Annotated in this window: 9 protein-coding genes; 8 read left to right on the top strand and 1 reads right to left on the bottom strand. The window is 54.1% G+C overall.

All coding sequences use genetic code 11. The features are described from left to right. Positions 1-854: 854 nt before the first annotated feature. The 7 genes from C7120_RS06495 to C7120_RS06525 all read left to right on the top strand — a co-directional run bounded on the left by C7120_RS06495 (position 855) and on the right by C7120_RS06525 (position 10618). On the top strand, positions 855-3017 hold the full coding sequence (locus tag C7120_RS06495; protein WP_107620849.1) for a GH92 family glycosyl hydrolase: 2163 nt from the start codon (positions 855-857) through the stop codon (positions 3015-3017). Positions 3018-3060: 43 nt separating this feature from the next. Further along, positions 3061-4545: a glycoside hydrolase family 125 protein gene (locus C7120_RS06500; RefSeq protein ID WP_107620850.1), complete on the top strand. Its 1485-nt coding sequence runs from the start codon at positions 3061-3063 to the stop codon at positions 4543-4545. A gap of 35 nt (positions 4546-4580) precedes the next feature. After that, positions 4581-5858, top strand: a complete 1278-nt coding sequence (locus tag C7120_RS06505; RefSeq protein WP_107621419.1) for an MFS transporter — start codon at positions 4581-4583, stop codon at positions 5856-5858. 23 nt (positions 5859-5881) lie between these two features. Continuing rightward, positions 5882-6880, top strand: coding sequence for a glycoside hydrolase family 130 protein (locus tag C7120_RS06510; protein WP_107620851.1), 999 nt, complete (start codon positions 5882-5884; stop codon positions 6878-6880). 358 nt (positions 6881-7238) lie between these two features. Next, positions 7239-8666: a rhamnulokinase family protein gene (locus C7120_RS06515; protein ID WP_107620852.1), complete on the top strand. Its 1428-nt coding sequence runs from the start codon at positions 7239-7241 to the stop codon at positions 8664-8666. Between the two features lie 8 nt (positions 8667-8674). Next, positions 8675-9928: an L-rhamnose isomerase gene (locus C7120_RS06520; protein WP_107620853.1), complete on the top strand. Its 1254-nt coding sequence runs from the start codon at positions 8675-8677 to the stop codon at positions 9926-9928. A gap of 27 nt (positions 9929-9955) precedes the next feature. Continuing rightward, the gene (locus C7120_RS06525) at positions 9956-10618 is read left to right on the top strand and encodes a hypothetical protein (protein WP_107620854.1); all 663 of its coding nucleotides are present in this window, start codon (positions 9956-9958) and stop codon (positions 10616-10618) included. Between the two features lie 179 nt (positions 10619-10797). On the opposite strand, the gene rhaD is transcribed toward C7120_RS06525, so the two are convergent. Next, complete coding sequence (gene rhaD, locus C7120_RS06530) at positions 10798-11607, bottom strand: rhamnulose-1-phosphate aldolase (RefSeq protein WP_107620855.1); 810 nt, start codon at positions 11605-11607, stop codon at positions 10798-10800. 175 nt (positions 11608-11782) lie between these two features. On the opposite strand from rhaD, the gene C7120_RS06535 reads away from it, so the two are divergent. Next, positions 11783-12610 (top strand): alpha/beta hydrolase family protein, encoded by an 828-nt coding sequence (locus C7120_RS06535; RefSeq protein WP_107620856.1) that lies wholly within the window; start codon positions 11783-11785, stop codon positions 12608-12610. Position 12611 lies beyond the last annotated feature (1 nt).

The following is a 12611-nucleotide window of genomic DNA, read 5'->3' on the forward strand; positions in this document are numbered from 1 at the left end:
AACATTTTTAACTTAAAGGTTTTCCTCGAAAATGTCTCCGGAAATTCGTGAAATAGCTTTTCTTCCGCTGGGTTTTATGAGGGGAAAAGGCTATAGACACCCCTCTGAACCCCGGATGGCGACCGTTTTTCCACCAAAAGGCCGTTAGAAGGATGGCTTTTAGCGGTCTTCTGCTGACCAATAAGCCGTTAAAAGCCAGGTAAAAGGCCGTTAGAAGGAAGACCGGAAGCCGTTATCGGCAACTCTTTTTGTCTCTGTCGGCGTTCCGGAAAACGACTATTGGCGGTAAGGCGCTGTATATCAATCGATTATAAAATCGGCTCAAAACTTCCATCTTTGCGGCCGACTGCCTCTCCGCTTGAAAACATCGCGTCCCTGCGAGGTGTTTTTTAACAATTCGGCTGATGATAGTTTCCTATAAGCAATTAACTCTCCGGGGAAGCAGAACGCTGTCTCCGAAAGCAGGCGAGACGGTCTTTTATGTTTGCGAATGTTATAATCTTATCTTTAAAGACATGTGGTTCGCTCCCATGGAAAGGACAGGACCCTTTCCACTTGGACATAAGCGTTTCTTGCTCAGTCCGCACTCGGTTGACTTGTAACATTCCTGCGCATGCCATCATGGGGATGGGACAGGGGCATGCGTGGGGTAAGTTTGCGGATAAAAATAGGGAGGCAGGTCTTTTCATGGCGGAGTTGGGTAGCTCGTGCGGCGAGGGCAAATTCCCGTGCTCATTGTGCCGGCTGAGATGAAAAGGCCCGAATTAAGTGTTTTTAAGACTAAAAATAGCGGGAAGGTAGGGTAAAAATGCTCTTAAATTGTTATCTTTGTAGACAAAATTAAAAACCTATTTATGAAGTTAATTAGTAAAATATTGATTCTTGCAGTTGCCGTTGTGGCGGCATCGCCTATGCAGGCAGCTCCCAAGGGAGCCGTTGATTACACCCAATATGTGAATCCCTGGGTGGGTACGGGCGGACACGGGCATGTGTTCTTAGGAGCCAATGTGCCCAACGGACTTGTCCAGTTGGGCCCCACGGAGCCGACTCGCGGCTGGGACTGGTGCTCTGGTTACCATTACAGCGACAATGTATTGCTGGGTTTCTCCCACATGCACCTGAGCGGGACGGGCATCGGCGATCTGGGCGACATCACCTTCCTGCCCGTTAAGAGCGTGGAGCAAGACTCCGTATATTTCACCCATCAGGAGGAGGCCGTGCGCCCGGGATACTACGCGATAGACCTGAAGGATGCCGGTGTGAAGGTAGAGCTCACGGCCACCAGGCGTGCGGGCTTCCATCGCTATACCTTCACGGGGAAGCAGGGATTCGTGAAGCTGAATCTCAAACATGGCATCGGTTGGGATGCGCTGACGTCCTGCAAGCTCGTGCCTGTGGGCGACGACATGGTCGTGGGTTACCGCAAGTCGACGGGCTGGGCCAAGAACCAGCAGGTGTATTTTGCCGCGAAGTTCAACACGAAGGTGCGGTTTGTGGGTTGTGAGGACAATGTCTTCACCTTGGAGGTCGGCGATGTGTCGAAGCCGGTATTGGTGAAAGTGGGCCTTTCTGCCGTCAGCGAGAAGAATGCGGAGATAAATCTGGACGCCGAGATACCCGCGTGGGACTTTGACGGTGCCGTCAGGAACGCGACGAACGCCTGGAACAAGGCTCTGGGCAAAATACAAATCCAGACCCATGACGCTACCGCGAGGCGCATCTTCTATACGGCCATGTATCATTCGATGGTGGCTCCGTCGGTCTTCAGCGATGTGAACGGAGAATACCGCGGCGCTGACTACAAGGTGCACAAGGGTGATTTCACCAATTATACCACCTTCAGCCTCTGGGACACCTATCGCGCCAAGATGCCTCTCATGACCCTCATCCATCCTGATCTGGCAGCGGATGTGGCCAAGACTTTTATGAATATCTATCGGGAACAGGGAAAGTTGCCGGTGTGGCATCTCGTCGGAAACGAGACCGACTGCATGGTCGGCAACCCCGGAGTGGCAGTTCTGGCCGACCTTGTGTTGAAGGGCTTCGTGAGAAACAGAGAGGCCGCGTTCCAGGCCTTGAGGCAGTCGGCCATGAAAGACGACCGTGGCCTTGACCTTTATAAGCAGTATGGCTACATCCCGCTCGACCTCGATCCCACTTACGAGACCGTTGCCAAGCATCTGGAATACGCTCTCGCGGATGCCGGAGTGGCCAAGGTGGCCAAGCTCCTGGGCCATCAGGACGATTACGAATACTTCCGGAAGCGGGCAGAATCCTATAGGCGGCTCTTCGATCCGGCAGACTGTTTCCTGAAAGGAGTTGACTCCAAGGGTAACTTCCGCACGCCGTTCAATCCGTTCCATGCCGTTCATCGACAGGACGACTATACTGAGGGCAATGCCTGGCAGTATAATTGGCTCGTGCCGCACGATGTGCACGGCCTGGTCAGCCTTTTCCCCAGCGAGAAGGCTTTTGTGTCCAAACTCGACTCTCTGTTCATCGTCAGCGGCGATATGGGTGCTGAGGCTTCCCCCGATATCTCGGGTCTGATCGGCCAGTATGCCCATGGCAATGAGCCCAGCCACCACATTATTTATATGTATAATTATGTCGGACAGCCCTGGAAGGCGGCCGACTTGGTTCGTGAGACGCTCTCCACGATGTATAAAGACGATTTCGACGGCCTGAGCGGCAATGAGGATGTGGGACAGATGAGCGCCTGGTATGTCATTTCCAGCATGGGGCTCTATCAGGTGGAGCCTGAAGGCGGCCGCTTTATCTTCGGTTCCCCGATCTGGGATAGCGCCAAGCTTGACCTCGGAAACGGAAAGACCTTCGAGATTGTAGCACACGACAACAGTGCCGCCAACAAGTATATCCAGAGTTGCAAGCTCAATGGCAGGAAGTACACCAAGTCGTATATCGACTACGCCGACATCGTCAAGGGTGGGCGGTTGGAATTCGTGATGGGCGCGAAGCCGTCTAAGTTCGGTACGGCCAGAAAGGATCGTCCATAGCCACGATCTCTTTTGATTCCCAGAAAAAGTAAATACAAGAAAAATGAATTTGATCAATAAGATGATTGTTGCGGCCTTGGCGACTCTTGCCATGCCTGCAATAGCCAATGCGCAGGCCAATGCCCGACAGAAGGACTACGGCCAGGAGTATATCGATGCCATTGCGGTAAGCACAAGATATGTGTCGAAGCGTCCGAAGGAATCGGACCGCCTGTTCCGCTCGGAGGCCATCGAAAAGGAAATCAAGCGGGTAAAGAAGCTCCTGAAAGATACCCCCTACCTCGCTTGGATGTTTGAAAACTGTTTCCCGAACACCCTTGACACCACCGTCCACTTTACCACCGATGAAGACGGGAAGCCCGACACTTTCGTCTATACAGGTGATATTCACGCGATGTGGCTCCGCGATTCGGGGGCACAGGTGTGGCCTTATGTTCAGTTCGCAAATAAGGACAAGGGTTTGAAACAGATGATTAAAGGGGTCATCCTGCGGCAATTCAAGAGTATTTGCCTTGATCCCTATGCCAATGCTTTCAACCGTTTTCCTGACCCGAACGGGTCTTGGATGAAGGACGAGACCGACATGAAGCCCGAACTTCACGAACGCAAGTACGAAATAGACTCGCTCTGCTATCCGCTCAGACTGGCCTATGAGTACTGGAAAGTTACCGGCGACGCGAGCATCTTCGACGAACAATGGCTCAAAACGATGCGAATCATCCTCAAAACATTCAAGGAACAGCAGCGTAAAGACGGCCGCGGCAGCTATAAGTTCCTGCGGGTAACAGACCGGGCACTCGACACTGTGAACAACGGCGGATGGGGAGCGCCCGTGAAGCCGGTAGGCCTGATAGCCTCGGTTTTCCGCCCCTCCGACGACGCGACGACCTTCCTGTTCCTGGTTCCGTCGAACTTCATGGCCGTAACCAGCCTGAACAAGGCTTCGGAAATACTGGAAAAAGTCAATGGACAAGCAGCCCTCGCCAAGGAGTGTGCCGACCTCGCGTCGGAGGTGCACGAGGCTCTGACGCGATATGCGGTTTACAATCATCCGGTTTATGGCAAGATTTATGCCTTCGAGGTAGATGGTTTCGGCAATCAACTCCTGATGGACGATGCCAATGTGCCCAGCCTCCTGGCCCTGTCTTACTTAGGAGATGTAGACTGGGACGACCCTGTCTATCAGAATACCCGTCGCTTCGTATGGAGCGAGGACAACCCCTATTTCTTCCGCGGCGAGGCCGGCGAGGGTATCGGCGGGCCGCATGTGGGCTACCACATGGCGTGGCCCATGAGCATCATGATGCGCGCCTTCACCTCGAAAGACGACTCTGAGATCAGGCAGTGCATACAGATGTTGATGGACACGGACGCCGGCACGGGCGTGATGCACGAGAGTTTCAATGTGCATAATGCGTCCGATTATACCCGTCCTTGGTTCGCCTGGCAGAACACTTTGTTCGGCGAGCTTATCCTGAAGCTCGTGAACGAGGGGAAGGCAGACCTCCTCAAGGCTTGTAAGAAATAAAGGCAAGGTGCACGGAAGTGCCCGAATCAAAGAATATGGAAAAACTAAACAATAAAAAGGTGAGCCCTGTCGCATGGGTTCCTACTCTTTATTTTGCCATGGGAATGCCGTTCGTGGTATTGAACATGGTGTGTACGCTGATGTATAAAGGCATGGGCGTGAGCGACGCGCAGATTGCTTTCTGGACTTCGCTCATCATGCTCCCATGGACGCTGAAGCCTCTCTGGAGTCCGTTCCTGGAGCTTTACAAGACCAAGAAGTTCTTCGTGGTGCTCACGCAGGTGCTCTCCGGCATTATGTTTGCCCTCGTGGCGTTTGCCCTGAACCTGCCGGGCTTCTTCGCGGTAACCATCGCGATGCTCGCCGTGATTGCCATGAGCGGAGCCACGCACGATATCGCGGCCGACGGAACCTATATGGGCGTGCTCTCAAAGGAGGACCAGGCCAGGTGGATAGGATGGCAGGGAGCCTTCTATAACATTGCCAAGATTGCCGCCACGGGCGGTCTCGTATACCTTGCGGGAACCTTCATCGATGCCTTCGGGGTCGCCAAGGCCTGGATGATCATCATGCTCATCATCGGCGTTATCATGTGCTGTCTGGGCACTTACCACTTCTTCATCCTCCCCACCGACGGCAAACAGGCCCGAGAAGGCATGACGCTGAAGCAGAGCCTGACGGAACTCTGGGCGGTCTTCGTCGACTTCTTCGAGAAGAAACATATATGGTATTATATCGCCTTCATCATCCTCTATCGCTTTGCAGAGGGCTTCGTGATGAAGATCGTGCCGCTCTTCCTGAAGGCGTCTCGGGCCGACCAGGGCCTTGGAATGAGCGAGCAGGAGATCGGGCTCTGCTATGGAACCTTCGGCGCGGCGGCCTTCGTCGTGGGCAGTATCCTCGCCGGGTATTACATCTCGCATCGGGGACTGCAGCACACACTGTTCAAGCTGGCCCTGGTCTTCAACCTCCCGTTCGTGGCCTACACGCTGTTGGCGCTGTATCAGCCCGAGAGCCTGTGGCTCATCGGCGGCGGCATCACCCTCGAATACTTCGGCTATGGCTTCGGATTCGTGGGCCTGACGCTCTTCATGATGCAGCAGATAGCCCCCGGAGAGCACCAGATGAGCCATTATGCGTTTGCCTCCGGCATCATGAACCTCGGCGTGATGCTGCCCGGTATGATAAGCGGCGTGGTGAGCGACGCGCTGGGCTACCGCCACTTCTTCATCTTCGTGCTCTTCTGCACGATACCGGCACTGCTGATCACATGGTTCGTTCCCTTCACCTATCCCGACAAGAAAAAAGAATAACAACAATATAAACAAGATAGAAAATGAGTAAATTAATCATTCAAGGACAGCCCCTCCCCAACATGCCGTGGGAAGAGCGCCCGACAGACTGCAGGAATGTGATGTGGCGCTGCAGCCGGAATCCGATCATCCCGCGCGACTTACTGCCCACGAGCAACAGCATCTTCAACAGCGCCGTGGTACCTTTCAAGGACGGCTATGCCGGCGTTTTCCGCTGCGACGACACCAATCGCCGCATGGTGCTGCATGTGGGATTCTCGAAGGACGGCGTCGACTGGAACATCAACGAGGAACCTCTGCGCTTCCGGTGCGACAATCAGGAAATCGGGCAGTGGGTCTATGGCTACGACCCCCGCGTCTGCAAGATCGACGACCGCTGGTATGTAACCTGGTGCAACGGCTATCACGGTCCCACGATCGGTGTGGCTTGGACCGATGATTTCGTAACTTTCCATCAGCTAGAGAACGCTTTTCTGCCCTACAACCGCAACGGCGTGATGTTCCCAAAGAAGATAAACGGCAACTTTGCCATGCTCTCCCGTCCTTCAGACACAGGCCATACGCCTTTCGGCGACATCTTCTACAGCGAGAGTCCGGACCTTGAATTCTGGGGTCGCCACCGTCATGTGATGGCACCGGCGGCGTTTGAGGTGAGTGCATGGCAATGCATGAAGATCGGCGCAGGCCCCATCCCCATCGAGACATCAGAAGGCTGGCTGCTGTTCTATCACGGTGTTCTGCGCTCCTGCAACGGCTATGTCTACAGTTTCGGCTCAGCCCTGCTCGACCTGGAGCAGCCCTGGAAGGCCATCTACCGCTCCGGCCCCTATCTCATCTCGCCGCAGACGCAGTATGAGCTCACGGGCGATGTGCCTAATGTCTGCTTCCCCTGTGCCGAGGTTCACGACCCCGAGACCGGCCGCGTGGCCGTGTACTACGGTTGCGCCGACACCGTTACGGGGCTTGCCTTCGGGTATATTCCCGAGATTCTGGAGTGGACCAGGAAGACCAGCATCATCTAAATCGGCCGACGCCTTTCCCTGTAAGGAAGGGAAGAAAGACACGGGAAGGAAGCCAAGGATAGGGCTTCTTTCCCGTGTTTGCGGGTTGGGGAAAACCTAAAAACGGCAGGAAAAATGGCGGGAGACAGCTCCCCGTTTTCCGAAAGGCCGTCTCCTGTTTGACAATCTCGGCGATTTCGTGCGACGATTTCGCCGATTTTGTCGTTCAATCTCGCCGATTTTGTCAGGCGGGAAGCGGTGAAAAGGTTGCGCAACTTTTATCCTGACGATGGATAAATATTCTCTCTTAAATTTCTGTTTCTTGATTTTTATCCCTATATTTGCAGGGTATATACCATTTTAGATAAACATAATACACATGAAATACTTTTTTGCGGTGGACTTGGGAGCCACAAGCGGGCGGACGATCCTCGGCCGACTGACCGAGGACAAGGTGGAACTGGATGAGCTGACACGCTTTGACAACCCCATCATCGAGGTCGGCGGTTTCTGCTACTGGGACCTCTTCGCCCTCTATCATGAGGTGATCAAGGGCCTGAGAAAGGTGAAGGAGCAGCAGATAGAGATACAAAGCATCGGCATCGACACCTGGGGCGTCGATTTCGTCTGCGTCGGGCAGGACGGTCAGGTGTTGCGCAATCCGCTTTCTTATCGCGACCTCCACACGGTCGATATGATGGAGAAATACTTTGCGGAGGTGATGCCGAGAGAGGAGGTTTACCGCCGCACGGGCATCCAGTTCATGAACTTCAACTCCCTTTTTCAGCTCTACTGCATGCGGCAGTCGCGTAATTCTGCCTTTGAGCATGCGGCCTCCTTCCTCTTTATGCCTGATGCATTGGTCTATCTGTTGACGGGAAAGAAAATCTGCGAATACACCATCGCGTCTACCTCGGAGATGCTGAATCCCGAAACCGAAGACCTCGACGAAGACATCCTGAAGAGTATCGGGCTGAGTCGCGGACGGTTCGGCCGTATGACAAACCCTGCCACCGTGGCGGGTACTCTCACTCCCGAGGTGCAGAAACTGACAGGGCTGGGAGCCGTGCCCGTCGTCGCCGTGGCGGGACATGACACCGCGAGTGCCGTGGCAGCCGTACCGGCCAGGAACCGGAACTTCGCCTATCTGAGCTCCGGCACATGGAGCCTGATGGGCATAGAGAGCCCGAAGGCCATCATCAACGAGCGCAGCTATGAGCTGAACTTCACCAACGAGGGCGGAATCGAGGGAACCACGCGATTCCTGAAGAATATCTGCGGCATGTGGATTTATGAGCGCTGTCGCCGGGAATGGCCGGAAACACGCAGCAAGGGGCACAAGGAACTCCAGCAGGAAGCCATGTCGCTGAGCGAAAACCACAGCTTTATCAATCCCGATGACCCGTGTTTTGTCAATCCTGACTCCATGGTCGGTGCCATCCAGACCTATTGCCGGGAGCACGGATGTCCCGTCCCGGAGAGTCCCGCCGCCATCTGCCGCTGCGTCTTCGACTCTCTGGCGCGGCGCTACGGCGAGATCTTCGGCTATCTGAAAGAGTTTGCCCCCTTCGAAATCGATACCCTGCACATCATAGGAGGCGGCTCCAGGAATGATTTCCTCAACCAGCTCACGGCCGACGCGTGCGCCGTTCCCGTCATGGCCGGCCCTCAGGAAGGCACCGCACTGGGAAATATCATGCTTCAGGCAAAGGCCGCGGGCGATGTCAAGGATGTGTGGGCGATGCGTGCAATCATAGCCAACTCCGTGGAAATGAAGAGATTTGAACCTAAAAACAACTCTAAATAATTAAAATCATGACAACAGAACAGATTGAGAAAAACTATGCCGTAGCCAAGGCGCGCTATGCGGAACTGGGGATAGATACCGACAAGGCTATGGAAACTCTGGGTAAGACTCCCATATCCCTGCATTGCTGGCAGGCTGACGATGTCGTGGGCTTCGAGCGCAACGATGCCCTCAGCGGCGGCATCCAGACGACGGGCAACTATCCCGGACGGGCTCGCAACTTGGAGGAAGTGCGCCGGGACCTCGAGAAAGTGCAGAGTCTGCTTGCGGGAACATTCCGCGTCAACCTGCATGAAACCTATGGCGACTTCGGCGGAAAGTTCGTGGACCGCGACGAGGTGGAGCCCAAGCACTTCGAAGGGTGGATGCAATGGGCCAAGGAACACGGCTTCAAGCTCGACTTCAACTCAACATCTTTCTCTCACCCGAAGAGTGGTTATCTCTCGCTTGCTAACCCCGACAAGGCCATCAGGGACTTCTGGATTGAGCACACGAAGCGTTGCCGTCGCATCGCCGATGCCATGGGAAAGTATCAGGGAGACCCTTGTATCATGAACATATGGGTGCACGACGGACTCAAGGACTACACCGTGGAGCGCTATCGCTATCGCCGGATTTTGAAAGAGAGCCTTGACGAGATCCTGGCCGATCAGCTCCCGGACATGAAGGACTGTCTTGAAGCCAAGCTCTTCGGCATCGGCATGGAGGCTTATACCGTGGGTTCACACGACTTCTATGCAGGTTATTGCTCGAAGAACAATGTCATCTACACCCTTGATACGGGGCATTATGAGCCCACGGAGAATGTGGCCGACATCGTTTCGAGCCTGCTTCTCTATGTGCCGGAGCTGATGCTGCATGTGAGCCGACCGATGCATTGGGACTCGGACCATGTAACCCTGTTCGACGACAAGACCCGCGACCTCTTCTCGGAACTCGTTCGTGCGGGTGCTCTCGACCGTGCTCACATCGGTCTCGACTACTTCGACGCGTCCATCAACCGCATTGGCGCTTACATCGTCGGTGTCCGTGCGGCCCAAAAGAGTCTGTTGCAAGCCCTGCTTGAGCCGCTCGGCACCCTGCGTGAATACGAGGATGAGGGCAGGTGGTTTGAGCGTCTGGCCCTCCTCGAGGAACTGAAGACCCTGCCGTTCGGTGCCGTTTTCGACTATTACAACTTGAAGAACGGAGCCCCCGTGGGCGAGGCTTACATTGCCGAGGTTGACCAGTATGAGAAGGAAGTGCTGTCGAAGCGCGGATAAGAAAGACTGGAAAACCGGGTTGTAGGCATGAAGCTCCTTAAGATCTTGACCCTCTTGTTGCTGCTCGCGGGCGCGGTTGTGCTTGTCTGGGCACGCTTCATTCCCTTCAGTCAGAATGCCGACGGTTCCACCTATGGGCTTCACGGTCAGGTGGAAGATGTCGGTATGGGCGTGTGCGCCTTGGGCATCGGTCTGCTCCTCAGCCTCATTATATGCTGGGGCAGGAGGTGGAAGCGGTTGAAAGAGATAGGAGCGGGCAGCGTGCAGACCGTTTTTGTCATGGCCAATCTGGCAGATATAGTGCTTCTTGTTGGCACCTTCCTGTATTATTCCTACAGGGGAATGCGGGGCGATTATCCGCCGGATGCCGACTCGATAGGGATTCCCATTCTCGGGCAATCGTCCGTAATACTCTTTTTCCTGCTTCCCATGAACATCTTCCTGATTATTTCTACGGCGAAGAAGAACACCCGGTTGCCGGGCCTGATGTTTCAAAAGACGGTTAAGAACACGGCGGCCCTTGTGGCTTGGAAGATTGTCCTGTATGTCTTGATGCTACTGACATTGGCGTGCCTTGTTCTCTCCGTTATCGACGGCGACATGCTGTCGGTATTGGCGATGCTGATGTTTCTCTATGTCCTGCTGTCTGTGAGGGCGGGAAAGGTGAACTACTATAACTCCAAGGCGTAGGCGGAAACAGAAAGGCCTCCATTGAAAGCAATGCTCAATGGGGGCCTTCTTTTACGGTTCCTGAACCATATAAGCAGGAGAGAGGCCGGTTTTCTCTGCCTCTTTTGTCTCTCAACCTGTTTCTCGATCTTCTTCTGACCGGTCTCAGCCGTCTCCGAGGCTTTTCTTTCTGTTTGTCATTATCTGGGCAGATGGAAAACCTCGGTCATCTCGTTCATCTGTTCCTCGGTCATTCCGTCCGGTTCAAAGCCCATGCATTTGGCGTCCAGATAGATCTTGGCACTCTTTGAGAGCACATCGATCTGGTCGAAGGCATCCATGACATCGAGGCCTTTCGCGAAGACGCCGTGCTTCTCCCAGAGCACCACATCATACTCCTCAAGCTCCTTCAAGGTGGCCTTGGCAAGGTCCACGGAGCCTGGGAGGGCATAAGGCGCTATGCCGAGCCCTAAGGGACAGAAGGCTTTGGTTTCGGGAATCATGCTCCATAGAATCCTGGTCAGCACATCCTTGCCCATGAAAGCCTGGTTGTGGCTCATGGCAACCAGTTCTATCGGATGGGTGTGCACGGTGGCCTTATAGTTGCTTCCTTTCTCTATGATGCGGTTGTGGACGGCGAGATGAGAGGGCAGCTCTGATGTGGGCTGCACGAGATTGTCGGCTATGATGACATAATTGGCGCAGTCGTCGAGGATTCGTATGATCGATCCGTTCTCCATCGGACGGCGGGCGAGGTCGCGCATGCGCTTTCCCGTGCCCTTGCAATAGAAGTAGTTGCCCTTTAGGTGAGGCATGGTATCGCCGATGGCCTTTACTTCAGAGAGGGCCGGCATTGACCGGATTTCGTCGTCAATAAGCTCTGTGATGTTCACGGTGATGTTGCCCCCGTTGCGTTCTGCCCACCCGTTCTGCCACAGGTAGCCGGCAACTTCGGCAATCTGGCCCACTTCCTTTTCTAAGGCCGGGCGTCCTTCGAGAATACTTTTCATGTATAGAATATTTTGAAATTTTATCTTGTGCGCCGCCACATATTATTATATGGCGGATGCGCTGCTACAAAGGTAATGATTTTTTCATAATAACAGGAAAAAAGGAGGAAAGTTTTTGTTTCTGGGAAAATAATCGTACTTTTGTACGACAGAAACTTTTTCCACATAGATACACATGAAAAAATCATTCTTTGTAGCATTGTTCGTCGCGTTGTCTGCCTCTTCTTTCGCTGGCAGAGTGGATACGGTGCTTGTGCATAGCCGTGCTATGGGCAAGGATATCAAGGCTGTCGTGATCACCCCTACGCCTTCGCGTAAGATGCGGGATGCACGCTATCCGGTTGTATACCTGCTTCATGGTGCCTCTGCCAACTGCAAGTATTATCTAGAGAAGGTAAAGCCCACTCTCCCAGAGATTGCCGACCGTCTTGGTTTCATCTTCGTTACACCCGACGCGTTGAACTCTTGGTACCTCGACAGTCCCGTCCGCAAGAACTATAAATACGAGACTTTCGTGAGTTCGGAGCTGGTAAACTATATCGACTCTGCCTATAACACCATCCCGGAGAAGAAGGGCCGTGCGATAACGGGGCTGAGCATGGGAGGGCACGGAGCCCTCTATCTGGCTTTCCGACATAAGGATATTTATGGCGCATGCGGAAGTATGAGCGGTGGGGTAGACATCCGTCCCTTTCCCCGAAACTGGGAGCTGCCCTATGATTTGGGAGAATATGCCGCCCACAAGAAAGACTGGGATGCCCACACCGTTGTCAATCAGATAGGCAGAATAGAGGATGGAGACCTGGCCATTGCCATCGACTGCGGCGAGGGCGACTTCTTCCTGGAGGTGAACAAGTCGCTCCACGAGCGTCTGCTGGGGCGTAAGATTGGCCACGACTTTACCACTCGTCCGGGCGGGCACGACCCTGCCTATTGGAAAAACTCTCTGGATTACCAGCTGTTGTTCTTCAAAAAGTATTTCGAAAGAAGCGGAATCAAATAGC

The organism is Prevotella sp. oral taxon 376, assembly GCF_003043945.1.
Classification (GTDB): Bacteria; Bacteroidota; Bacteroidia; order Bacteroidales; family Bacteroidaceae; genus Prevotella.

Excerpts from the sequence above, each read along its gene's own strand:
- C7120_RS06495 (WP_107620849.1), top strand. The coding sequence starts at position 855 with ATGAAGTTAATTAGTAAAATATTGATTCTTGCAGTTGCCGTTGTGGCG.
- C7120_RS06535 (WP_107620856.1), top strand. The coding sequence starts at position 11,783 with ATGAAAAAATCATTCTTTGTAGCATTGTTCGTCGCGTTGTCTGCCTCT.
- C7120_RS06500 (WP_107620850.1), top strand. The coding sequence starts at position 3,061 with ATGAATTTGATCAATAAGATGATTGTTGCGGCCTTGGCGACTCTTGCC.
- C7120_RS06525 (WP_107620854.1), top strand. The coding sequence starts at position 9,956 with ATGAAGCTCCTTAAGATCTTGACCCTCTTGTTGCTGCTCGCGGGCGCG.
- C7120_RS06505 (WP_107621419.1), top strand. The coding sequence starts at position 4,581 with ATGGAAAAACTAAACAATAAAAAGGTGAGCCCTGTCGCATGGGTTCCT.
- rhaD (WP_107620855.1), bottom strand. The coding sequence starts at position 11,607 with ATGAAAAGTATTCTCGAAGGACGCCCGGCCTTAGAAAAGGAAGTGGGC.
- C7120_RS06510 (WP_107620851.1), top strand. The coding sequence starts at position 5,882 with ATGAGTAAATTAATCATTCAAGGACAGCCCCTCCCCAACATGCCGTGG.
- C7120_RS06515 (WP_107620852.1), top strand. The coding sequence starts at position 7,239 with ATGAAATACTTTTTTGCGGTGGACTTGGGAGCCACAAGCGGGCGGACG.
- C7120_RS06520 (WP_107620853.1), top strand. The coding sequence starts at position 8,675 with ATGACAACAGAACAGATTGAGAAAAACTATGCCGTAGCCAAGGCGCGC.